At 66.0% G+C, this 23208-nt stretch carries 8 protein-coding genes; 2 read left to right on the top strand and 6 right to left on the bottom strand.

What is annotated here, in order from left to right; translation table 11 throughout:
* Window positions 1–3: 3 nt before the first annotated feature.
* Genes ACNQVK_RS34655 through ACNQVK_RS34665 form a run of 3 tightly spaced genes read right to left on the bottom strand, consistent with a single transcriptional unit; the run spans window position 4 to window position 2080 of the window.
* On the bottom strand, window positions 4–579 hold the full coding sequence (locus ACNQVK_RS34655; protein WP_418033359.1) for a cytochrome c oxidase subunit 3: 576 nt from the start codon (window positions 577–579) through the stop codon (window positions 4–6).
* Window positions 576–1376: a hypothetical protein gene (locus ACNQVK_RS34660; RefSeq protein WP_418033360.1), complete on the bottom strand. Its 801-nt coding sequence runs from the start codon at window positions 1374–1376 to the stop codon at window positions 576–578. The genes ACNQVK_RS34655 and ACNQVK_RS34660 overlap by 4 nt, the downstream gene beginning before the upstream one ends.
* A complete protein-coding gene (locus tag ACNQVK_RS34665; protein ID WP_418033362.1) occupies window positions 1373–2080 on the bottom strand; it encodes a hypothetical protein in 708 nt (235 codons plus the stop codon). The genes ACNQVK_RS34660 and ACNQVK_RS34665 overlap by 4 nt, the downstream gene beginning before the upstream one ends.
* A 165-nt stretch (window positions 2081–2245) precedes the next feature.
* Here ACNQVK_RS34665 and ACNQVK_RS34670 point away from each other — a divergent pair, with 165 nt between their 5' ends.
* Window positions 2246–2764 carry a TetR/AcrR family transcriptional regulator gene (locus ACNQVK_RS34670; RefSeq protein ID WP_418034515.1) on the top strand — a complete coding sequence of 173 codons (519 nt, stop codon included), beginning with the start codon at window positions 2246–2248 and terminating at the stop codon, window positions 2762–2764.
* A gap of 174 nt (window positions 2765–2938) precedes the next feature.
* Entirely contained in the window at window positions 2939–4000 is a 1062-nt protein-coding gene (locus ACNQVK_RS34675) for an IS630 family transposase (RefSeq protein ID WP_016895231.1), read from the top strand.
* Between the two features lie 310 nt (window positions 4001–4310).
* Here ACNQVK_RS34675 and ACNQVK_RS34680 read toward each other — a convergent pair whose 3' ends face one another.
* Genes ACNQVK_RS34680 through ACNQVK_RS34690 form a run of 3 tightly spaced genes read right to left on the bottom strand, consistent with a single transcriptional unit; the run spans window position 4311 to window position 23193 of the window.
* A complete protein-coding gene (locus ACNQVK_RS34680) occupies window positions 4311–5114 on the bottom strand; it encodes a GAP family protein (RefSeq protein ID WP_418033364.1) in 804 nt (267 codons plus the stop codon).
* A gap of 8 nt (window positions 5115–5122) precedes the next feature.
* On the bottom strand, window positions 5123–12859 hold the full coding sequence (locus ACNQVK_RS34685) for an amino acid adenylation domain-containing protein (protein WP_418033365.1): 7737 nt from the start codon (window positions 12857–12859) through the stop codon (window positions 5123–5125).
* Window positions 12859–23193 (bottom strand): amino acid adenylation domain-containing protein, encoded by a 10335-nt coding sequence (locus tag ACNQVK_RS34690; RefSeq protein ID WP_418033367.1) that lies wholly within the window; start codon window positions 23191–23193, stop codon window positions 12859–12861. Before ACNQVK_RS34690 ends, ACNQVK_RS34685 begins: the two co-directional genes overlap by 1 nt.
* Between the last annotated feature and the right edge of the window lie 15 nt (window positions 23194–23208).

Here is a 23208-nt window from a genome sequence, read left to right on the forward strand (position 1 = left end):
CGCTTACCTCACCACGTAGATCAACGCGAAGATCAGGACCCACAGGAAATCGACGGTGTGCCAGTAGGTGGCACCGGTTTCGATGAGCTGTTGGGATCGCCGCTGCGGACTCCGCAGCTGGTAGACGACCACACCAAGCACCACGAAGCCGATCAGGACGTGAATGCAGTGGATCGACGTCAGAAAGAAATAGTGCTGAAAGAACTCGTCGCTGGTGAACGTGTTCCCCAGCCGAATCTGGTGGACCCACTCGACGATCTTGCCCACCAGGAAGAGGACACCGAATGAGATCGTCAGGAACACATTCGCCAGCGCGGATCGGTAGTCGCCCTCGCGGGAGGCCTGGACGCACCGGGCGATCGCCCACGAACTCAGCAGCAGGGCAATGGTGTTGACTACCCCGATCCGCAGGTCCAGGTGGGACTGCGACTGCAGGAAGAGTTCCGGATTCTGCGTGCGTGACACCAGGTACACCGAGAAGTACGCGGTGAACAGCAGCGACTCGAACAACACGAACATCCACATGTCGGGCTGCCCGGGCACGGATTTCGTTCGGACACTTTCGACTTGGCCGGTCATCGCAGCACCTCCACCGAATCCACGAGCTGCTCGCCGGCATCCTTGTCCGGAAGGTCCGGTAGCGGACCGGTGCCGAAGTCCTCACGCTCGATCATCCTGCGCAGCAGAACGATGAAAACTCCGGTGTACGTGACGAACACGACCATGTTGACCCACCATGCGATCGCGCCGTTCCAGGCGAACGCGCCGCGCTGGAAGATCCATGCCGGCGCGACGACCACCTCGGTCAGCGCGTTGCAGAGATTGAGATAGCCGAACCATTTCGGGAACACCCGGTTCTTGTCGAGCAGGATCGCCGCCATCCACACCAGGGACCCGATCAGGAACACACCCATCGTCCCGCTGAACGACAGGAACGCGAATTCGTAGAGCCAGTGGATGATCTCGGGGTCACGCTCGGGCCGCAGCGCGGCAGTGGTCATCGCTATGGCCATGACCAGCATGCCGGGAATTGCGCTCAGCGAGTACATGATCAGATACGAGTAGGCGAAGACCGGACTGACCGACATTCGTCGCATCGAGTACGCGAGAAGCGCGTTCATCGGTGCACACAAGCCGGTGATGAGGAAGACGACGCCGAAACCGGTGAGGACTCCGAACCGGTGGTCGGTGACCCAGTGCACGACAGTGGGGGTGTCCCACGCTGGACTGGGCGGAGGCTGCACGCGAGTGACGAAGAAGAAGAGCACACCGTAGAGCTGGTAGAAGAACACCATCACGTACCAGGCGAACCACAGTTCGCGTTTGGGGTGGTAGCGCAGGTTCCACATGAATCGGCTCAGCCGCGAGCCGCTCATACGGGCACCTGGTCCTGCGCTCGCTGCTGCTTGATCGTCTGGGTGAGAACAACTCCCATCACCAGGATCCAGACGGCGATGGCGACGTTCTTGAGCCAGAAGGACAACGCCCCGTCCCATGCGAAAGGCCCGTCGAACGACAGCGCGGTGAACGTCGCGGGAACCAGCGCTGCCGCGATGACGAGGTTGAAGTACGCCACCCACGGTTTGAACACCGGCCGTTCCTGCTGATCCCAGTAGACCGCCAGCGCCAGCAACAGGCATTGCGCAATCAGATAGGGCACCAGCAGCGTGAAGGTCAGCCACGCCAGATCGTTGAGCACCTGGGTCAACTCGGGGGCACGGTCCGGACGGAATGAGCCGAGCAGCCAGAACATGTTGGCGATGAGGAACAGCGCCGGCGGGCCTCCGGCCGCGGCGATCAAGCTGTAGGACAGGATCGGCGTGCGGTGGGCCATCCGGCGGACTTGCATCGCCAACAGGATGACGATCGGGATGAGGCCGACGCCGAACCAGTTGAACAGGATCATGCTGTACCGGATCCGCGCGGTTTCGTCCTGGTAGAAACTCGCGACCTGCTCGGCAGACATGTTGGGCGACATCGGATGTACGAACCCGGGGAACAGGAAGAACGCGGAGATCCAGATGATTGCCACCACGGGCAACGTCCCCAAGAGGATCAACTCACCATCAGGTCGTCTCATCGTCGGACTCTCTTCATGCGTGACGTTAGTTGCCGATCGGCAACTTGGACGGTAGCCGATCGGCTACTGGACGGTCAATCGTCGGTTACCGTTGACGCTGTGACGTCCACACAGGAGGCCCGCACCTTCGGCGCGATCACCCGCACCGCCGCTCAAACCCGCGTGATGGACGCGGCCCTGAAGCTCATCGCCAATCACGGGGTCAGCGGGACGTCGCTGCAGATGATCGCCGACGAAATGGGTGTCACGAAGGCGGCCGTGTATCGGCAATTCAAGACCAAGGAAGAGATCGTCATCGCGATCACCGAGCGGGAGATGGGCCGGCTGGAGGATGCGCTCGAGGCGGCCGAGGCGGAGGGGACTCCCCGGCGGGCCCGCGAGGCACTGCTGGACCGGATGATCGAGCAGGCCATCGATCGCCGCGGCACATTCAGCATTCCGATGTTCGATCCGGTCATCATTCGCCTACAGGCCGAGTACGAACCGTTTCAGCGATTCATCGAGCGCCTCTACGCCGCCCTCCTGGGTACCGAAGCCGGTGTCGAGGCCCGGTTTCACGCAGCGATGCTCTCAAGCGCGATCAGCGTCGCAGTCATGCATCCGCTGCTCGCCGATATCGACGGCGAGACCCTCCGGGTCCAGCTGACACAGATGACCCGCCGGATGCTCGGGCTCAGCGCCTGACCGCGCACCGAACGTTGCGCATCACGTCTCTTTCGACGTCTCCTCATCGAACTCAACCACGAAGCCGCTACCCACCATGTTTTCGGCCCAAGTTTCGAAGATCGCGTCACAATCTGAGGGAAACCACCTAGTGTCGCGCGTCATTAATTAGTTTACAGTGTGCGATGATGGTGTATGCCGTCATCTGCGTTGGTGATCAGTGATGAGGATCGTGCGACATTGCAGTCGTGGACACGGTCCTCGACGATGCCTGCCGGCCATGTTGAGCGGGCCCGGATCGTGTTGGCCGTGGGCGATGGTGCGGGCACGTCGGGAGCGGCCCGACTGGTGGGGGTGTCGCGGCCGACGGTGATCAAGTGGCGGGATCGGTTCGCCGCGTTAGGCATTGACGGTCTGGACGATGAACCCCGTAGTGGTCGACCTAAGACTGTCGATGACGCGGCGATCCTGGCGGCCACACTCGATCCGCCGCCGGATTCGTTGGCGGTGACGCACTGGTCGAGTCGTCTGCTGGGTAAGTACCTCGGCGTCGGGGATGCCACCGTGGCCCGGGCGTGGCGACGCTACGGGGTCAAACCGTGGCGCCGCCAGACGTTCAAGTTTTCCACCGACCCCGAACTGGAAGCCAAAGTTCGTGACGTCGTCGGGCTGTATCTGAACCCGCCCGAGAAAGCGATCGTTTTGTGCGTAGACGAAAAATCGCAGATTCAGGCACTGAACCGGACCCAACCGATCCTGCCGATGCGCCCGGGTCTGCCAGAGAAGGCCACACACGACTACCAGCGCAACGGCACCGCGACCCTGTTCGCGGCACTGGAGATCGCGACCGGGAAAGTGACCGACCGCTGCTATGAACGTCACGGCAAAGCCGAGTTCCTCGACTTCCTCAAGACCGTGGCCCGGGCGTATCCGAGGCGCCGGCTACATGTGGTGTGCGACAACTACCACACCCACAAGCATGCGGACATCAACGCGTGGCTAGCCAAGAATCCGCGTGTGACACTGCATTTCACCCCGACATCAGGTTCCTGGCTGAACATGGTCGAAGTGTTCTTCTCGATCATCACCCGCCAAGCGATCCGCCGGGGATCGTTCGACAGCGTCAAAGAACTCATCGCAGCCATCGGCGCATTCATCGACGGTTGGAACCAACGTTGCCACCCATTCGTGTGGACCAAGACCGCCGACGAAATCCTGCCCCACGCCCGTAAAACAAATTCAGACGCGCGACACTAGGCGCTATCGATTCGCGACGGTATCGGGCGAGCAGATCACGTTTTGTCAAGACCTCGCCGCTGAATGCATCTCGATAGAGCGTCACGATTCGTACCTCCTGCTGTTTATCGATAACCCAACGCGAGCACCTCTTTTCGAGAGACGCACGCGTTTCCTCGCCGCCCTCTTCTGAGGTGAACAGTCGCGCCGACAACGCCCTTGATCGGGGAGGCGGCCATGCAAACAGGCAGACTCCGAGCGCTGTCCGGGTGTCGCGAGCGAGCTTCTTCCCTTTTGGGCAGGCAAGTCGAAACTGCACAGCCCACCTGCCTCAGATGAGGCCGGCGCCGGTGACCACCTGCCAGAGCCCGACAACCGCGAAGAGCACCAGCAGTACCAACTGCCGGTGGTGCTTGGTCCACTCGTGCAGGGGATGCAGCACGGCCTGGGTCCTGGCCGGGGCGATGGCGTAACTGAGCAGTGCGAGTTCGAACACCGCGAGCATTCCGAACACGAACGCGATGCTGATGACGATCTGCACACCGATCGGCGCACCCGAGCCGACGACCATGGTGGCCACCATCAGCACCAGCGGCGGCGGCGCGATGTAGCAGAGGCCGAACACAAGCGCGACCCACAACGCGCCGCCCTCCCAAGCGTCGTGCGCACGTTCGACGAGCCTCCGGGCCGCGGCACCCAGATCGGACATCGCGCTGCGAACGCGCCCCGTCGGCGGGGCCGGGGCGGCCGGCTGGTCCGGTTCCATGACAAGCACCGGTGAGTCACCACCGACGTTCACCGACGCGCCCTGATTCACCCGCTTCCGCATCCTCATCCGCAGGGCGAGCAGTCCCGCGATCACCACACAGACCAATCCCGAAACGAATTGGAACGGCTTGACCGTCGAACCGGGTTCCGGGGTGACCAGATCGTGTGCAACCGAGCTGAACGACGGAACCGAGGCCATCACCAATGTCGAGATCACGAAGGCCGGAATGTTCACGATCAAACTTCCGACCCAGAACGCGATGAGGTTCTGCACCGGCCGGGGCCGGGAAATCACCAGCAAGATGAAGCCGAGAAGCACCGGATTGAGTGACACCAGAAGTGCCATTCCCAAGATATCGCCCCACATAGCGCTACCTAGAGCATCCCGAGCAGCTGCAGATCTGTCACATACTTCACGATGACCTCCGGTGTCACGCGCGGAATATCATTTGCTGCACCGACTTTCGATCGCCGGACCGCCGCATGGAACCGGTCGGCCGGCGCATAGGAGCCCAACGTCGGCTCAGGGGCACGGAGGACGCCGCCTTGCTGTTGAAGCAAGGTCAGCATCTGCAGAACCGAGTTCTGCCGCTGCCGATCCGGCAATCCCCTCATGCCGGATTCGAACCGCTGCAACCACTCTCCGAAATCGGCGACACGTTCGATCGGGTAGCCGGCCTCGATCAGCCAGTCGACGTACGTGTCGATCCCGATACCGTCGTCATGCGGATTCATCACGTGATAGGTCTCGAAGCCGGCTGCCGCACGGGCCACCTCCCAGCCCAACGTGGTGATCGCTTCCGCGACGAAATCCACGGGCAGGCCGTCGAAATGCGCGCGTTGCCGTTGGCCGTCGTCTCCGAGCCGGTAGAACGATTCGGGCGCAACACCGGTGGCCACGATGCTCAGCACCATTCGGCTCACCGTGTCGGTGAGGTTCAACTGTCCCGCATAAGTCGGGTCGGTCATGATCATGCCGGAGCGGAACACCGCGATCGGCAGGTGGCAGAGACCATGCGCCTCACGCAGCAGGACCTCGCCGGCCCACTTGCTGTTGCCGTAGCCGTTTGCATACCCGGCGTCGAGGGTTCGGATCGGGCTGCTGAACCGAATGTCAGCGTCTTCGGTGAACTTCGACGGCTCGATCTGGCGACCCACATCGGAGGTCGAGACGAAGTTGTAGGGCTTGAGCTTGGTGGTCAGCGCGAAGCGGATCAACTCGGCCGTACCGACAACGTTGGGCCCGAACAGTTCTCGATAGGGCAGCACGCTGTTGACGAAGGCAGCGGAGTCGACGATCAGGTCGACGCGCTCGGCCAGGTGCCGCCAGCGCTGGTCGTCCAGTCCCAGGTTCGGTTCGCCCTTGTCTCCGGCGATGACCTCGAGGCGTTCGGCGGCGAGCTCCTGGAAGTGCCTGCGCAGGACCGGGTCGGTGTCGAAGGTGGCTTCCAGACGCCGGCGTGCCTCTTCGTCGGAGTCGGCTCGTACCAGGCAGATCACGGTGTCGTCGACCCGGCGCAGTCGCTTGAGCCAGTCCAGCAGCAGATAGCGTCCGAGAAATCCGGTGGCACCGGTGAGCAGAACGGTCTGCACCTGCCCGTTCGGTCGCGGCAGGGCCCGCGCCGTCCTCAAGGTGGCCGCGTCGATGAACTTGTCCAGGGTCAGGTCACGGGCGTAGACCTCATTGACCACGGTGCCGTGCACCGACGCGAAGCTGACTCCGGTGGGGGTGGCCACCGCATCGGATCCGGCCTCGGTGGTCAACTGGAGGCCCAATGCAGCCACCGACGGTTTCTCGAACAGCGTGCGCACCGCGAGCTGGGCGTCGAATGCGGTGTTGACCGCGGCGATCACCCGCATCGCGGAGATCGAATCGCCACCGAGGTCGAAGAACGAATCGTCGATACCGACCCGGTCCAGGCCGAGCACCTTGGCGTAGATACCGGCGAGTGTCTGTTCGGCCGGGGTGGCCGGGGCGCGGTAACGGGCGGCGTCTCGGTACTCGGGCGCGGGCAGGGCACGGCGATCAAGCTTGCCGTTGACGGTCAGCGGCAGTGCCTCCAGCACAACGATCGCCGTCGGCACCATGTAGACGGGCAGTCGTTCGCCGAGTTCCTTGCGCAACTGGGTCGGATCGGCGTTGCCGGTGATGTAGCCGACCAGACGCTTGTCGCCGGGGCGGTCCTCGCGCGCGACGACCGCGGCCTGAGTCACTCCGTCAAGCTCGGCGAGGGCGGCTTGGATCTCGCCGAGTTCGATGCGGTAGCCACGGATCTTGACCTGCTCGTCGGCACGGCCCAGGTATTGCAGCTGTCCGTCTTCACCCCACTTGACCAGATCGCCGGTTCGGTACATGACCTGTCCGGGTGCGTCGGCGCCGCCGAACGGGCAGGCGACGAAACGTGATGCGGTCAACCCGGACCGGTTGAGATACCCGACGCCGACGCCGCGGCCGGCGAGGTAGAGCTCGCCGACCACACCGGCAGAGACCGGACGCAACCACTCATCCAGGACGAAAGTGGCGCCTGAGGGAACGGGTGACCCGATCGGGACGGCACCACCGGCAGTACCCGCGATCAGGGGTGCGCTCATCGCGCCGTAGATCGTGGCCTCTGTCGGTCCGTACGCGTTGATCATCACCCGGCCCGGGGCCCAGCGATCCACCACGTCGCTGGGGCACGCTTCTCCGGCCACCACCAGAGCGGTGTTCTCCAGCCCCTCCGGCGACAGCATCCCGACAGCGGACGGTGTCTGGTAAAGCACGCTGACCCTTTCGGCGACCAGCAGATCGTGCAGATCATTCGGTGAGCCGGCCACCGACTCCGGCACGATCACCAGCCTGGCCCCGTGAAGCAATGCGCCCCAGATCTCCCACACCGAGACGTCGAAGACCAGTGAATGCCATTGCGACCAAACCTGTCCCGATCCCGCGGGCAGATGCGGATGCAGATGCTCCAGCACCTGGGTCACATTGCCGTGCGAGATGGCCACCCCCTTGGGCGTGCCGGTGGTTCCCGACGTGTAGATCAGGTAGGCCGTGTCATCTGCAGATGGCGGCAGCAGGTTGGTTGTGGGGTAGATCAGGCCCGCGGATTCCACGGCGGGATCGTCGACCTCGACAATCTGTACGTCGGCCCCATCCAGCCGCGATCGCAGCTCGCCCGTCGTGATCGCGATGATCGGTGCGGCGTCGGCCAGCATGAACTCCAGTCGGGTGGCCGGCACCGCCGGGTCGATCGGCAGGTAGGCCGCCCCGGTCTTGAGCACTGCCAGGATGGCCACGATCGCGAGGTCGGACCGCGGCGCCAGCAGCGCCACGGTTTCGCCCGGACCGGCACCCATGAGCGCCAACAGGTTTGCCAACCTGCGGGCATCCTCGTCGAGCTCGTCATAGGTCAGCGAGCGATCCTCGAAAGTCAGGGCCGGCGCACCAGGATCACGTTCCACCTGCCGGCTGAACATCTCCGGGATCGAGATCGGTGCGCTCACCGGTCGGGCCAGGATCTCGCGGTTGCTCCACGTGTCCAGCCGGTCGTGCTCGGCGCTCTCGAGTACGTCCATCGCCGAGAGCCGGCGAGCCGGGTCGGCGACCATGTCCACCAGCAGGCGCTGGAACCGCTCGACCAGCGCTTCGATCTGACCGGCATCGAACACGTCGCTGTCGAATTCGAGGCGCAGACCCAGTTCGTGCCCAGGCAAGGCCATCATCGAAAGCGGGTAGTGGTTGTACTCGCGGTTGTTGAACTCGGTGACGGCCAACTCCTGCACACCCATGAACGCAGTGGTGTCGATCGGGTAGCTCTCGTACAGGAACAGGGTGTCGAACAGTCGCTCGTGACCGGCGAGGTGGTGAATCTCGGTGAGCGCCAGGTGTTCGTGCTCGAGGGTGTCGTTGTGGGCGCGTTGCAGCTGGTCCAGCAGCTCGGCCACCGTGGTGGCCGCGGTGGTGCGGGCCCGCACGGGGACGGTGTTGATCAGCAGGCCCACCATGGAATCCGCACCGGCCAGATCCGTGGGCCGGCCCGAAACCGCGGTACCGAAGGCGATGTCGTGCTGACCGGTGAGCCAGATCAGCAGTTGCGCCCAGGCGGCCTGCAGCACGGTCGCCACCGTGGTTCGCTGCGAACGTGCGAGCTCACCGAGCGCCGCGGTCGTCTCGGCTGACACCCGATAGGTCTCGATGCCTCTGGGGCCCGGCTCGGCCGGAGGCGCGACCAGGGTGGGAGTCTCGAAGCCGTCCAACAAGTTTCGCCAGGCTTCTCTTGAGGCGTCACGATCCTGGCCGGCCAGCCAACTGACGTAGTTGCGGTAGGACGCCGCCGCGGGGAGCCGCTGCCCGAAGTAGCTGGCGAAGACCTCCTTCAACAGGATCGGCAGCGACCAGCCGTCGATCACGATGTGGTGGAACGTCAGGACGAAACGGTGCTCGTTCCCGGCGGTGCGGATGAGCGCGGCCCGGAATGTCGGCCGCTCGGAGAGGTCGCAGACCGCGGCCCGCTCGGCGTCGCAGAGCGCACGGACCTCCTCGTCGGATGTCAGGTCATCCCCGCGAAGATCCAGGTACCGCCACGCCATGACGGGGTCGGCTGGGATGACCTGCACGGGCTCACCGAACTGCCCGCAGAATCGCGCCGCCAGATTCGGATGCCGGGCGACCACGGTGTGCAGCGCATCCCTTAGCCGGTGCTGGTCGACGATCCCGGTGATGGTGATGTCGAGCTGAACCGCATACACGTCGTCGTGGGCGCCGCGGCCACGCGCGAACGTGGAATGGAACAGCAACCCCTGTTGCACCGGAGTCAGCGGCAGCACATCGGCGACGGTGTATTCCTGTGCCAGCTCATCGATCTGGCTCTGGGTGAGTTGCGCCGGAAGGACATCCGATGGGGTCAACCCGCCGCCACCGGAATGTACGTGGGCGCAGATGCCCCGCAACGCTTCGAACCACAACCGGCTGAGCCGGTCCACCTGATCCCGGCTGACGACCGAGGGCGCCCATGTCCACGCGGCCTGCAGGCTCGGGCCGGCATCGGTATCCGTGGTGCCGGCATTGAGTTCCACGGTGTGCATCAACGGCATGGGTACCTCTGACACCACACCGGTGGTCGACAATGCGTCCTGGTCGATGCGCCACAGGTCCTCGCCGAGGTCGGCCATCCCAACGGCGAGACGGCCCAGATAGTTGAACCCGATCGTCGGGTCCGATCCGTCCAGTTCCACATCGGGGTTGAGGTAGCGGAGCATGCCGTAGGTCAGGTCGTCGGGTAGGGCGCGCAGTTGTTCCTTGGCCTCCTTGATGACCGATCCCAGCTCGACGTCACCCGAAATCACCTGATCCCAGCGCAGTTCCGGCGTTGCCAACGCGACCGGATACTTGGTGGTGAACCAGCCCACCGTGCGCGAGAGATCGACGTCGGAGTCCTGACGCTCTCCCCCGATGTCCTCGCTGCGACCGTGACCCTCCACGTCGAAAGTGATCGGCAGGCTGCCGGTGCCGAGGTATTCGGCCCATGCCAGGCCGAATGCGATCAGCAGAATGTCCTGCACCCCGGCGTGAAATGCCGCAGGGACCGGTCCGAGCAGCTGGCGGGTGGTCTCGACATCCAGCTCGACCGACAGCTGGCCGGCGTTGGCGTAGGTGTCCACGTCTGGCCGCACCGGCGGCAGAGGAGCGGGTACCTCGAGCACTCTGCGCCACTGGTCGGCATGCCCGACAATCTTGGCGTCGCCGGCATGCTCGGCCAGCAAATGCGACCAACGGGCAAACGACGTCCCGCCGTGCGGCAGCCGCACCGCCTGCCCGCTGTGGTGCTGCGCCCAGGCGATATTCAGGTCTTCCAACAGGATTCGCCAGGACACCCCGTCGACAGCCAGATGGTGGATCATCAGCACGAGCTGGCTGGTGGCGGGCACCCACAGGGCTCGCAGGACCGACCCGCCGGCCGGGTCCAGCTGCGTCAACGCCATGATCAGCGCGTCGTCGGACAACTCCGCGACAATGGAGACCCGGTCGCGCGCGTCGACCGCGCCCTTGTCGGGCACGCTCAGCGCCCATTCGCCGTCGGCATCGGTTTCGGCGAGCATTCGCAGGGTGGCATGTCGATCGAGCAGCTCCTGCACCATGACCACCACATCGTCCTCGGTCACCCCATCGGGTGCCTGCAGCACGACTGTCTGGTTGAACTGATCGACGGGGCCCTGCACGTCGCGCAGCCAACGCATGATCGGTGTGGCCGACACCGGACCGATGCCCTCGTCGACGACCGCATGCTCCGGATCGGCGAAGACCGAGACCTCGGCGACCCCGGCCACGGTCTGCTCGACGAAGATGTCGCGCGGCCGGCACCGCACGCCCGCCGCCCTGGCCCTGGCCACCACCTGCATCGAGAGGATGCTGTCACCACCCAGGTCCAGAAATGAGTCATCGACTCCGACCTGGTCCAGGCCCAGCACCTGGGCATAGATGTCGGCGAGGATCTCCTCGACCGGGTTGCTCGGTGCGCGGTATCCGGCTCCGGCAGTGCGATATTCGGGCGCCGGTAGCGCGCGCTTGTCGAGCTTGCCGTTCACCGTCAGAGGGAAGGCGTCGACCACCACCACCGCGGCGGGCACCATGTAAGCCGGCAGCCGCTTGGCCAGCGCCGCACGCATCTGGGCCGGGTCGGCCGTTCCGGTGATGTAACCGACAAGCCGCTTGTCGCCGGGGCGGTCCTCGCGGGCAATCACCACGGCCTGGGTCACCCCATCGAGACCGGCAAGTGCGGCCTGCACCTCTCCCAGTTCTATGCGGTAGCCGCGGATCTTGACCTGCTCGTCGGCACGGCCCAGGTATTGCAGCTGCCCGTCATCGCCCCACTTGACCAGATCGCCTGTTCGGTACATGACGCTTCCGGGAGCCTCGACGCCGCCGAACGGGCAGGCGACGAAACGCGAAGCGGTGAGCCCGGCCCGACGCGCGTATCCAACTGCCACCCCGGCACCCGCCACGTACAGCTCACCGACCACGCCTTCCGGCGCCGGCCGGAGCCACTTGTCGAGCACGAACAACGCCGCACCCGGGACCGGGGAGCCGATGGGCACCACCGCACCGGCCGTTTCCGACATCGTCAACGGCGCACTCATCGCGGCGTAAACGGTTGCCTCCGTGGGCCCGTACGCGTTGATCATGACCCGGCCCGGCGCCCACCTCTGCACCAATTCGGCGGGGCAGGCTTCACCCGCCACCACCAGGGTGGTCGATTCCAGCCGCTCCGGCGACAGCATCCCCGCCGCCGAGGGCGTCAGGCACAGCACGCTCACCTTTTCGGCGAGCACCAGATTCTGCAGATCATCCGGCGAGCTCGCGGCGGCCTCCGGGACGATCACCAATCGTCCGCCATGCAGCAGGGCACCCCAGATCTCCCACACCGAGACGTCGAACACCAGCGAATGCCATTGCGACCACGCCTGTCCCGGCTCCGAAGGCAGATCCGCATGCAGGCGCTCCACCAACTGAGTCACGTTGCGGTGAGTCACCGCTACCGCTTTCGGCACACCGGTGGTGCCCGACGTGTAGGTCATGTAGGCCAGGTCATCCGGTTCCGGGCCCGCCAGCGCGGTGCACGGCTGACGATCGACAGCGGGATCGTCGACGTCGACCACCGGTACCTCGCCGCCGTCCAGCCGGGTACGCAGTTCCGCGGTGCTGACGGCGATGCCGGGTGTCGCATCGGCGAGCATGAAGCCGATCCGGTCATCGGGATGTGCGGGGTCGATCGGCAGGTAGGCGGCTCCGGTCTTGAGCACGGCCAGGATCGACACGATCGCCTCAGCGGAACGGGAGATCAGCAGTGCAACGGTTTCACCCGGCCCGACCCCGTGATCGGCCAGCAGGTTCGCCAGCCGATTCGACTTCTCATCGAGCTCGCGATAACTCCACGATCGGTCACCGCTGACCAGCGCCACGGACTCCGGGCTGCGGGCCACCTGAGCGGCGAACAGGACGGGTACGGTGACCGCGTCGGAAGACCGGCGGGTCAATGCCGACCGGTTGCCCCAGTCGTCGAGGCGGCTGTGCTCACTGTCGTCGAGAAGGTCGAACGACAACAGCGTCCGGCTGGAACCGTTGCTCATCACTGCTCCCTCGTGTCTGCGGTCCAGGCATCGAGTACCCGCCTGAATCGCGCGACCAATTTCCCAATGCGCACCGAATCGAAGGCGTCAGAATCGAATTCGACGCGAAAGCCCAGTTCATGGCCTGGAACCGCCTGCACCGAAAGCGGGTAGTGGTTGTACTCGCGATTGGTGAAACCAGTGATCGTCAGGTCACCGACTCCGGACAGCGCGGCGGTGTCGATCGGGTAGTTCTCGTAGACGAACATCGTGTCGAACAACTGGTCGTGACCGGCGACGCGATGAATCTCGCTCAGCGCCAAGTGCTGATGATCCAAGGTGTCGTTGTACCCGCCCTGCAGCTCTTCGAGCAGGCTGGCGACAGTGGTCTCCGGGGTGATCCTCGCGCGTACCGGCACCGTGTTGATCAGCAGCCCGACCATCGACTCGGCGCCTGCCAGATCTGCCGGCCGGCCGGACACCGCGGTGCCGAATGCGACGTCGTACTGGCCGGTCAGCCACGTCAGCAGCTGCGCCCAGGCGGCCTGCAGCACCGTGCTGACCGTCGTGTGGCAGGTACGCGCCAGCTCGCCGATGGCCTGTGTGGTCTCGGCCGACAGCTGGAAGGATTCGACACCGCGTCGGCCGAGGGCCACCCGCCCCGGGGTGCTGACCAGTGCGGGATTGTCAAACCCGTCGAAAACCTTGCCCCACACCGTCTGTGCGGCGCTGGTGTCCTGCTCGGCCAACCAGGTGACGAATCGCCGGTAGGGAACGGGAGCCGGTAGCCGGCCGCCGAGATAACCGGCGAAGATCTCCCGTAACAGGATCGGCTTCGACCAGCCGTCCAGCACGATGTGGTGGTTGGTGAGTACGAACCGGTGCTGGTCGTCCCCGGTCCGGAGCACGGCGGCCCGGAACGGCGGCTGATCGCCCAACCCCGCGACGGCGGCGCGCTCGTCGGCGCAGAACTGCTGAATCCGCTGTTCGACGACCTGTTCTGGGGTGTCGCTGAGATCCAGGTACTGCCAGGCGAGCACCGGATCTGCCGGGAGGATTTGTACCGGTACGCCGAAGTCCTCGTAGAAGCGCGCGACCACGTTGGGGCGCCTGGTGATCACGCCCTGCACAGCGGCACGAAGGCGGTCCTGATCCAGCGGACCGGCCACGGTGATGTCCAGCTGCACCGCGTACAGATCGTCGCCGCCCTGCCCCTCTTCGGTGTGGAACAGCAGGCCCTGCTGCAACGGGGTCAGCGGCAACACGTCGGCGATCGCGGATTCGCCTTGCAGCTCATCGATCTGAGGCTGGGTCAGACGTGCCGGGGCGATGTCCGACGGAGTCAGCCCACCGCCGCCGTTCCGGACATGAACGCAGATGCCGGCCAGCGCCTCGAACCACAGCCGGCTCAACGTTTCGACCTGCTCGTGGTCCAGCGCGGACGAAGCCCACGTCCACGTCGCATGCAGCCGGGGACCGCCATCGGCGCCGGCGTCCAGCGTGCCGGCGTTGAGCTCCAGGGTATGTCCCAGCGGGGTGTCCACCGCCGTGGCCGACGCGGTGATCGACACCGCTTGCTGATCGATCCGCCACAGCTCGTCGGACAGTTCACCGGCGCCCGCCCCGAGCCGACCGAGGTAGTTGAAGCCGAACGCCGGATCCGGACCGTCCAGCTCCACATCGGGATTCAGGTAGCGCAGCAGCCCGTAGGTCAGGCCGTCGGGCAGGGCACGCAACTGTTCTTTCGCGGCCTTGATGACCGCACCCAGCACGTCCTCACCCGAAGTCACCTGTTCCCAGGACAATTCGTCCAGACCCAACGCCACCGGATACTTGCTGGTGAACCAGCCCACCGTGCGGGAGAGGTCGACGCCATCGGCCAGGTCCTCGTCTCGGCCGTGACCCTCGACATCGATGCCGATCGATTGAGCACCGGCGCCCAGGAATTCCGCCGCCGCCAGCCCGAAGGCGATCAGCAGGATGTCCTGCACACCGGCGTGGAATGCGGCCGGGACCGCACCGAGCAGCTGGCCGGTGGTGTCGGCATCCAGCTCCACCGACAGTTGCCCGGCGGCGGCATAGGTGTCCACCGCCGGTTGCACCGCGGGCAACGCGGCCGGGGTCGCGGCCACCCGTTGCCAGGCCGACGCCAGCTCGACCACTTCCGGGCTGTGGGCGTGTTCGTTCAGCACCGACGACCAGCGGGCGAAGGACGTGCCCGGGACGGGCAGATCCACCGGTTGGCCGCTACGATGCTGAGCCCAGGCGATGTTCAAGTCTTCCAGCAGGATTCGCCAGGACACCGCATCGACGGCGAGGTGATGAATCATCAACGCGAGGGTTGCGGTACCTGGCACCCACAGTGCCGTCAGCATCGCCCCGGCCGAGGGGTTCAATCGTGACCGCGCAGAGCGCAGCGCCTCGTCGGACAATTCGTCGACGATATGCACACAGGAGCCGGAATTCACCGCGCCCGGTTCGGGCACGGTGAGCGACCACGCGCCGTCCGCCGCCGTCTCCACCCGCAGGCGCAGCATGGCGTGCCGGTCCAGCAGAGCCTCCAGCACCATCACCACGTCGTCCTCGGTGACACCATCGGGCGCCTGCAGCACCACGGTCTGGTTGAACTCGTCTACCGGACCGTCGATTTCGTGCAGCCACCGCATGATCGGGGTAGCCACCACCGGGCCGACCCCCTCGTCGACCACCACGGCCTGGCCGTCTGCGGATGTCACCACCTGGGCCAGCCGGGCCACCGTCTGTTCGACCAGAACGTCACGCGGTCGGCAGACCAGACCCGCGGCCCGGGCCCGGGCCACCACCTGCATCGATGAGATGCTGTCCCCGCCGAGGTCGAAGAACGAATCGTCCACGCCCACCCGTTCGACACCCAGCACCTGGGCGTAGATGCCGGCCAGAATCTGCTCGACGGCGTCGTGCGGTGCCCGGTACCGATCGGCATCCCGGTACTCCGGCGCAGGCAGCGCCCGGGTGTCGAGCTTGCCGTTCACCGTGAGCGGCAGTGCGTCCAATGCCACCACCGCGGTCGGAACCATGTACGCCGGAAGACGTTCGGCCAGCAGAGCTCGGGCTGTTGCCGGGTCGGCCGATCCGGTCACGTAGCCGACCAGACGCTTGTCGCCGGGGCGGTCCTCCCGGGCGATCACCGCCGCGTGCTGCACCCCGTCCACGCCGGCCAGAGCGGCCTGGACCTCACCGAGCTCGATGCGGTACCCGCGGATCTTCACCTGCTTGTCGGCGCGGCCCTCGTAGCGCAACTGCCCGTCCGCGCCCCAGCGCACCAGGTCACCGGTGCGGTACATCCGTTGTCCGGGGGCTCCGAACGGGCACGCCACGAATCGCGTCGACGACAGATCCGGACGGCCCACGTAGCCCGCGGCGAGACCGGCACCGGCCACGTACAACTCGCCGACCACGCCCACCGGGACCTGCCGCATCCACTGGTCGAGCACGAAGAAGGCCAGGTGCTCCAGCGGCACGCCGATCGGGCTGGAGTTGCCCTCGACGTCGGCGCGGCCGATCTCACGGTATGAGGCGTGGACCGTGGTCTCGGTGATGCCGTACATGTTGATCATCCGGGGCAGCCCGGGGTGACTTCGCAGCCAGACCGAAAGACGTTGCGGCTCCAGTGCTTCACCACCGAACACCACGGTCTGCAACTCAAGTTCACGCCCCAGTTCGGGCGCCAGCGCATCGGCGGTCTGCAAGGCGTAGAACGCCGACGGAGTTTGGCTCAGGACGTTGACCTTCTCGCTGACCAGTAGCGCATGGAGGTCTTCGGGCGAGCGGACCACCGAATCGGGCACGACCAGCAGCCGTCCGCCGGACAGCAGCGGGCCCCAGATCTCCCAGACCGAATAGTCGAACGCCAGCGAATGGCACTGGCTCCAGACCCGGCCCACCGACAGTTCGGCGCCGAGGGCCTCGAGCAGTCTGGTGACGTTGCGGTGCGTGACCGCCACTCCCTTCGGCGCGCCGGTGGTTCCAGATGTGTAGATGATGTAGGCGATGTCGTCGGGCACCACCGCGAGCGGTGGATCAGCAGATGTCGCAGGCAGTTCGGCACCGTGCTGAGAGCCGTGGCTGCCGATCTCGAGCACGGACACACCGGATGGCTCCAGCCGGTGGCGCAGCTCCGCTGTGGTGATCGCGACGACCGGACCCGCGTCGGCGAGCACGAACTCGATACGGGCATCGGGATGCGAGGGGTCGATCGGAACATAGGCCGCCCCGGTCTTCACCACAGCCAGGATCGCGGCGACAGCCTCGGCATTGCGGGGCAGCAACATCGCCACCCGGCTACCAGGTCGGGCGCCACGACTGGACAGCAACTGCGCCAATCGATTTGACAAATCGTCGAGCTCGCCATAGGTCATCGACCGGCCATCGCAGGTCAGCGCCACCGCAGCCGGGTCACAGGCCACCTGCCCGGCGAACAGCTGCGGAATCGACATCGGCTCGGTCGCCGGCCGAGCCAGGACTGCGCGGTTGCCCCAGTTGTCCAGTCGGCCGTGTTCGTCGGCGTCGAGCAGATCGATCGAAGCCAGCGTGCGAGCTGGGTCGGCGACCATGGCGTGCAGCACATGCCGCATCCGATTCGCCAGGGCCACAACATCGGCCGTGCCGAACACGCCACTGTCGAACTCGATCCGCAATCCCAGCTCCGCCCCGGGCATCGCCACCACCGACAGCGGATAGTGGTTGTACTCGCGGCTGGTGAAGTCGGTGATGCCCAACTCCTGAGCGCCCAATAGCGCCTCGGTGTCGATCGGGTAGTTCTCGTAGACGAAGAGCGTGTCGAACAGCCGGTCGTGCCCCGCCGCTCGATGGATCTCCGCCAGCGACAGGTGCTCATGCTCGACGGTGTCGTTGTGCACCCGCTGCAGCTGATCCAGCAGATCGGCCACCGTGCTGGCCGCGTTGACGCCGGCCCGGACCGGCACCGTGTTGATCAGCAGCCCGACCATCGAATCGGCGCCCGGCAGATCGACCGGCCGTCCCGACACCGCGGTCCCGAAGACCACGTCGCGCTGGCCGGTCAGCGCCATGAGCACCTGCGCCCAGGCCGCCTGCAGCACGGTGTTCACCGTGGTGTGCTGTGACCGGGCCAGTTCGGTGAGCGCCCTGGTGATCTCGGCCGGCAGGCGGTAGGACTCGGTGCCCCGGGGTCCTACCGGTGTGGGGGGCCCGACCAGGGTGGGAGTCTCGAACCCGGCCAGGACATCACGCCACACGATCTTTGCCGCAAAGTGATCCTGACTCGCCAGCCAGCTGACGAAGTTGCGGTACGAGGCGGGCGGGGATAGCCGGTGCCCGAAGTAACCGGCGAAGATCTCCTGCAGGAGGATCGGCAGTGACCAGCCGTCGATCACGATGTGGTGAATGGTGAGGACCAGCTTGTGCTGCTCGTCGCCGGTGCGGATCAGCGCGGCCCGGAAGGTCGGCTGCCCGGCCAGATCGCAGACGGCGCGGCGTTCGGCGGCGCACAACTGCTCAATCCGATCGTCGACATCGCCTGCGGTATCGGCCAACTCGGCGTACTGCCACGCGGTGACCGGGTCCGCCTCCAGCACCTGTACCGGCTCGCCGAACTGGTCGTGGAACCGCGCTGCCAGGTTGGGATGGCGCGCGATGACCGCACCCACCGCTCGGCGTAACCGTTGCGGGTCGAGCTCACCGGTGACGGTCACCGCCAGTTGCACCGCGTAGACGTCGTCCCCGACGGTCCCGGCATCGTCGGAGACGCTGGACTGGAAGAGCAGCCCCTTCTGCAGCGGGGTCAGCGGAAGGACATCGGCGATCCGGTACTGCTCGGTCAGCTCGTCGACCTGTCCCTGGGTCAGCTGCAGCGGGGCAACATCCGACGGGGTGAGCCCGCCGCCGCCGGACCCCACGTGGGCGCAGATGCCGGACAGGGCCTCGAACCAGAGCCGGCTGAGCCGGTCAACCTGTTCACGGCTCAGCACCGAAGGCGCCCACATCCAATTGGCCTGCAGCTGTGGGCCTGTCGCGCCGTCCAGCGTGCCGGCGTTGAGTTCCACGCTGTGGGCCAGCGCCATCGGAACCGCCGAAGCCACCTCCGTCATCGACAGGTTGTCCTGGCTGATCCGCCACAGGTCCTCGGACAGGTCCGCCCCGCCCGCGCCCAGCCGGCCGAGGTAGTTGAATCCAACGGTCGGGTCGGATCCACCCAGGTCCACATCCGGATTGAGGTAACGCAAGAGCCCGTAGGTCAAGCCGTCGGGCAGGGCCCGCAACTGTTCCTTCGCGGTCTTGATCACCGGTCCGAGAGCCGCGGCACCGGCGGTCACGTGGGCCCAGGACACCCGGCCCACAGTCAGCGCCACGGGGTACTTGGCCGTGAACCAGCCCACGGTGCGCGACAGATCGACATTGGGCGCCAGATCTTCGGCGCGCCCGTGACCTTCGACATCGATGCCGATCGGCACAGTGCCGGCCCCGGCACCTGAGAACTCCGCCCAGGCCAGACCGAAAGCGATCAACAGAATGTCCTGCACCCCTGCGCGGAACGCGGCAGGGACCTCTCCCAACAGCATCCGGGTGGTCGCTTCATCCAGGGACACCGTCAGCCGCCCGGCGCTGGCGTAGGTGTCCAACTCCGGCTGTACGGGTGGCAACGCGGCCGGGGTGGATGCGACCGACCGCCAGGTGTCGGCGTGCCGGACGACGTCGGTATCCCGCGCGCGTTCGGCCAGCAACTCGGACCAGCGGGCCAACGACGTGCCGCCGGTCGGCAATGCCACCGACTGCCCATTGTTGTGCTGCGCCCAGGCGATGTTCAAGTCTTCCAACAGGATTCGCCAGGAAACACCGTCGATCGCCAAATGGTGGATGATCAGGGCCAGTTGATTGGTGTCCTGCGCCCACAAGGCACGCACCATCGCCCCGTCGGCGGGGTTGAGCTGCGACCGCGCGACCCGCACCGCTTCGTCCGACAGCTGTGTGACCGCGGTCAGGCAGTCGCGGACGCTGACAGTTCCCTTGTCCGGAACGGTCAGCGACCAGTCACCGCCGTCGGTTCCGGTTCTGCCCGTGGCGTCGGTGGCCTCGGCCCGCAGCCGTAACACGGCGTGCCGGTCCAGCAGTGCCTGCAGGACGATCTCGGCATCGGGCTGGGTCACCCCGGCCGGGGCCTGGATCACCAAGGTCTGGTTGAACTGGTCGATGCGCCCGGGCACGTCCTGAAGCCACTGCATGATCGGTGTCGGGTCCACCGCACCGATGCCCTCGTCGATGACGGCCTCGCCTCCGGCGAGCTTGGCCACGCCGCCGAGCCGGGCAACGGTCTGCTCGACGAAGATGTCACGCGGGCGGCACCACACTCCCGCGGCCCGGGCCCGCGCCACCACCTGCATCGACAGGATGCTGTCCCCACCCAGGTCGAAGAACGAATCGTCCACGCCGACCCGTTCCAGGCCGAGGACCTCGGCATAGATGCCGGCCAAGATCTCCTCGACCGCATTGCCGGGAGCCCGGTATTCGGTATTCCCGCTTTGGTATTCGGGCGCGGGCAACGCGCGGGTGTCGAGTTTGTTGTTGGCCGTCAACGGCATCTTGGCCAGCACCACCACGGCGGCGGGCACCATATAGGGCGGAAGTTGGTCCGCCAGTTGGGCCCGGGCTTCCACGGGGTCGACGCTTCCGGTGACATACCCGACGAGTCGTTTGTCGCCGACGCGGTCCTCTCGGGCGATCACCGCGGCGTGTTCCACCCCGTTCACCCGAGCCAGAGCGGATCGCACCTCACCGAGTTCGATGCGGTACCCGCGGATCTTGACCTGCTCATCCGCACGGCCCAGATACTGCAGCTGGCCGTCCTCGCCCCACCGCACCAGGTCGCCGGTGCGGTACATCCGCAGCCCTGACACACCGCCGAACGGGCACGCCACGAACCTCGAGGCCGTCAGGTCCGGCCTGCCGAGGTATCCGCATGCCACACCGTCGCCGGCGACGTACAGTTCGCCGACCACGCCGGTCGGTACCGGCTGCATCCAGGTGTCCAGTACGAACAGTGCCGCGCTGGGGACGGGTGAGCCGATGGGAACGACGGTCTCGGCCACTCCGGCCTGCAGCGGTGCGCTCATGGCCGCACAGATCGTGGTCTCGGTCGGGCCGTAGGCATCGAACATCACCCGACCGGCTGTCGCCCAGCGATCCACCAACTCGGTTGGGCACGCCTCGCCGGCCACCACCAGCACCGCGGATTCCAGGCCCTGTGGGGGCAACATCGCCACGGCGGACGGGGTCTGGGTGAAGACGCTGACTCCCTCCGCCACCAACAGCCGATGGAAGTCTTCAGGAGAACCGGCCACCGATTCGGGCACCACCACCAAACGGCCGCCCCGTAACAGGGCATGCCCGACCTCCCACACCGAGGCGTCGAAGCCCAGCGAGTGGCACAGCGGCCACACTGCTCGCCGCGGCAGGCTGGCGTCCAGCGAGATCATCAGCTGGGTCAGATTGTGGTGGGTGACCGCTACGCCCTTGGGCGTGCCGGTGGTTCCCGACGTGTAGATCACGTATGCGATGTCGCCAGGGGCAGGCGCCGGCACGGGGGTGCCGGGCTCCGCCTCGATCGCCGGATCGTCGATGTCGATCACGATGCCGCGGTAGCCGCCGAGCTGTGACCGTAGTTTCGCGGTCGTGACGGTGGCTATCGGTGCCGCGTCGGACAGGATGAACTCCATCCGCGAAGCGGGCACGGCCGGGTCGATCGGCACATACGCCGCACCGGCTTTGAGTATCGCCAGCATTGCGACGACGGCCCGGGCCGAACGGTTCGAGTACAGGGCGACCCGCTCACCCGGGCGGACTCCCTGCGCTGCCAGCAGGTGCGCCAACCGATTCGCCGCCTCGTCGAGCTCGCGGTAGGTCAGCGTGCGCCCTTCGAAGGTCAGTGCGGCGGCATCCGGTGCGGCGGCCACCTGTTCGGCGAACAAGTCGGGTATCGAGACCGGCTCGGCCTTGGGCCGGCTGAGCACGGCCTGGTTGCCGATCTCGGCCAGCTCGGCACGTTCCTGCCCGGCCAGCAGATCCAGTGAAGACAGCGGCCGCTCCGGGTCGGCGGCCATCTCCACCAGAACTCGTTGAATGCGGTCGGCCAGATCGGAGACCTCGAAGTCCGCGAACGGGCGCCCGGTGCCGGCCGTGCTCAAGAAGAGTTGGTCACTCGCCCCGATGAAGAACAAGCCGAAGTGCCCCATCGGGCCGTGGTTGGTGTACGACACCGTGACGGGGGCACCGGCAAGGTCCAGGGTGAGTCGGGACGGGATGAAGTTGACCGCCACGCGGTTCGACGCCTGCCGGGACCCGCCGTTGAGGGTGTGCACGGGAAACCGCTGATGCTGCAGCAGTTCTCGGATTCGCGAATCGACGTGCTGGCAGAATTCGCCAAGCGTCCAGTCCGGCGGCGCCTTCAGCACCAACGGCACCACCCCGGCAAGCATGGCCGGCAGGGTCTTCGACTCCGGCGTCACGCGTCTGCTGACCGGGAAGTCGAGCGCCACCTCTGAGGCGTTCGCGGTCCACGCCCGCACCAGAAGTGCGCACGCCGCGGTGGTCACGGAGTATCGACGGACCCGCAGCCTCTTGGACAGTTCTTTTATGTGCCCCACGGCGACCCGGTCGACTTCGACCGAGGCCGAGGGCGCGTACGCGTCCCGCCCGTTCCCCACCGACGGCAGTCCCTGGTCGACACCGCCCTCAGATGGAAGATTGTCCCGCCAGTAGGCCAAATCATCCTGAAAGCTCTGGGATGCTTGGTATTCCGCCTCACAGTCGACCAGATCCTGCAGTGTGCCGAAGTATGCCGGCGGCACCGGCTCTCCCGAGACCAGCGCCGTGTAGATCGTGGCAATCCGTCGGCTGACCAGTGCCATACCCAAGCCGTCGACAGATATGTGATGTCCCAGCCCGAACAGGAAGTACTGGTCCTGCTGCGTCCGGAAGAGGGCGAACTTCACGAGCTGACCGGTCAGCGGCAGGGGCGTGTGCTGAATCGCCGACGCCATCTCCCGGGCTTTCCGTACGGGATCGGCGGAGTCCCTGACGTCATGGAACACCAACTCCAGGTCGGAGTAGTCAACCGCTCTCTGGACGACCTGGCCGTCGACCTCGACGAACGCGGCCCTGGCCGGTTCCGCCTCTTGGAGGGCCTGCCGGATCGCCTGCTCGAGGAGACCGCGCTGCACCGCGCCGTCAATTCGCCCCAAAAGGCCGAGTTGCCACTCGGTGCCGGCAAGACCACTTTCCTGGGAAAGCCAGATATCCAACTGACCGCGAGAAAGCGGCAGTGTTCCACCATCAGATTCCATAAATGTTTTCAACTT

The sequence above is a fragment of the Mycobacterium sp. 134 genome, from assembly GCF_048282715.1.
Taxonomy (GTDB): domain Bacteria; phylum Actinomycetota; class Actinomycetes; order Mycobacteriales; family Mycobacteriaceae; genus Mycobacterium; species Mycobacterium septicum.

Coding starts and splice junctions, on each gene's coding strand:
- ACNQVK_RS34675 (WP_016895231.1), top strand. CDS start 2,939: ATGCCGTCATCTGCGTTGGTGATCAGTGATGAGGATCGTGCGACATTG.
- ACNQVK_RS34685 (WP_418033365.1), bottom strand. CDS start 12,859: ATGAGCAACGGTTCCAGCCGGACGCTGTTGTCGTTCGACCTTCTCGAC.
- ACNQVK_RS34665 (WP_418033362.1), bottom strand. CDS start 2,080: ATGAGACGACCTGATGGTGAGTTGATCCTCTTGGGGACGTTGCCCGTG.
- ACNQVK_RS34690 (WP_418033367.1), bottom strand. CDS start 23,193: ATGGAATCTGATGGTGGAACACTGCCGCTTTCTCGCGGTCAGTTGGAT.
- ACNQVK_RS34680 (WP_418033364.1), bottom strand. CDS start 5,114: ATGTGGGGCGATATCTTGGGAATGGCACTTCTGGTGTCACTCAATCCG.
- ACNQVK_RS34660 (WP_418033360.1), bottom strand. CDS start 1,376: ATGAGCGGCTCGCGGCTGAGCCGATTCATGTGGAACCTGCGCTACCAC.
- ACNQVK_RS34670 (WP_418034515.1), top strand. CDS start 2,246: ATGGACGCGGCCCTGAAGCTCATCGCCAATCACGGGGTCAGCGGGACG.
- ACNQVK_RS34655 (WP_418033359.1), bottom strand. CDS start 579: ATGACCGGCCAAGTCGAAAGTGTCCGAACGAAATCCGTGCCCGGGCAG.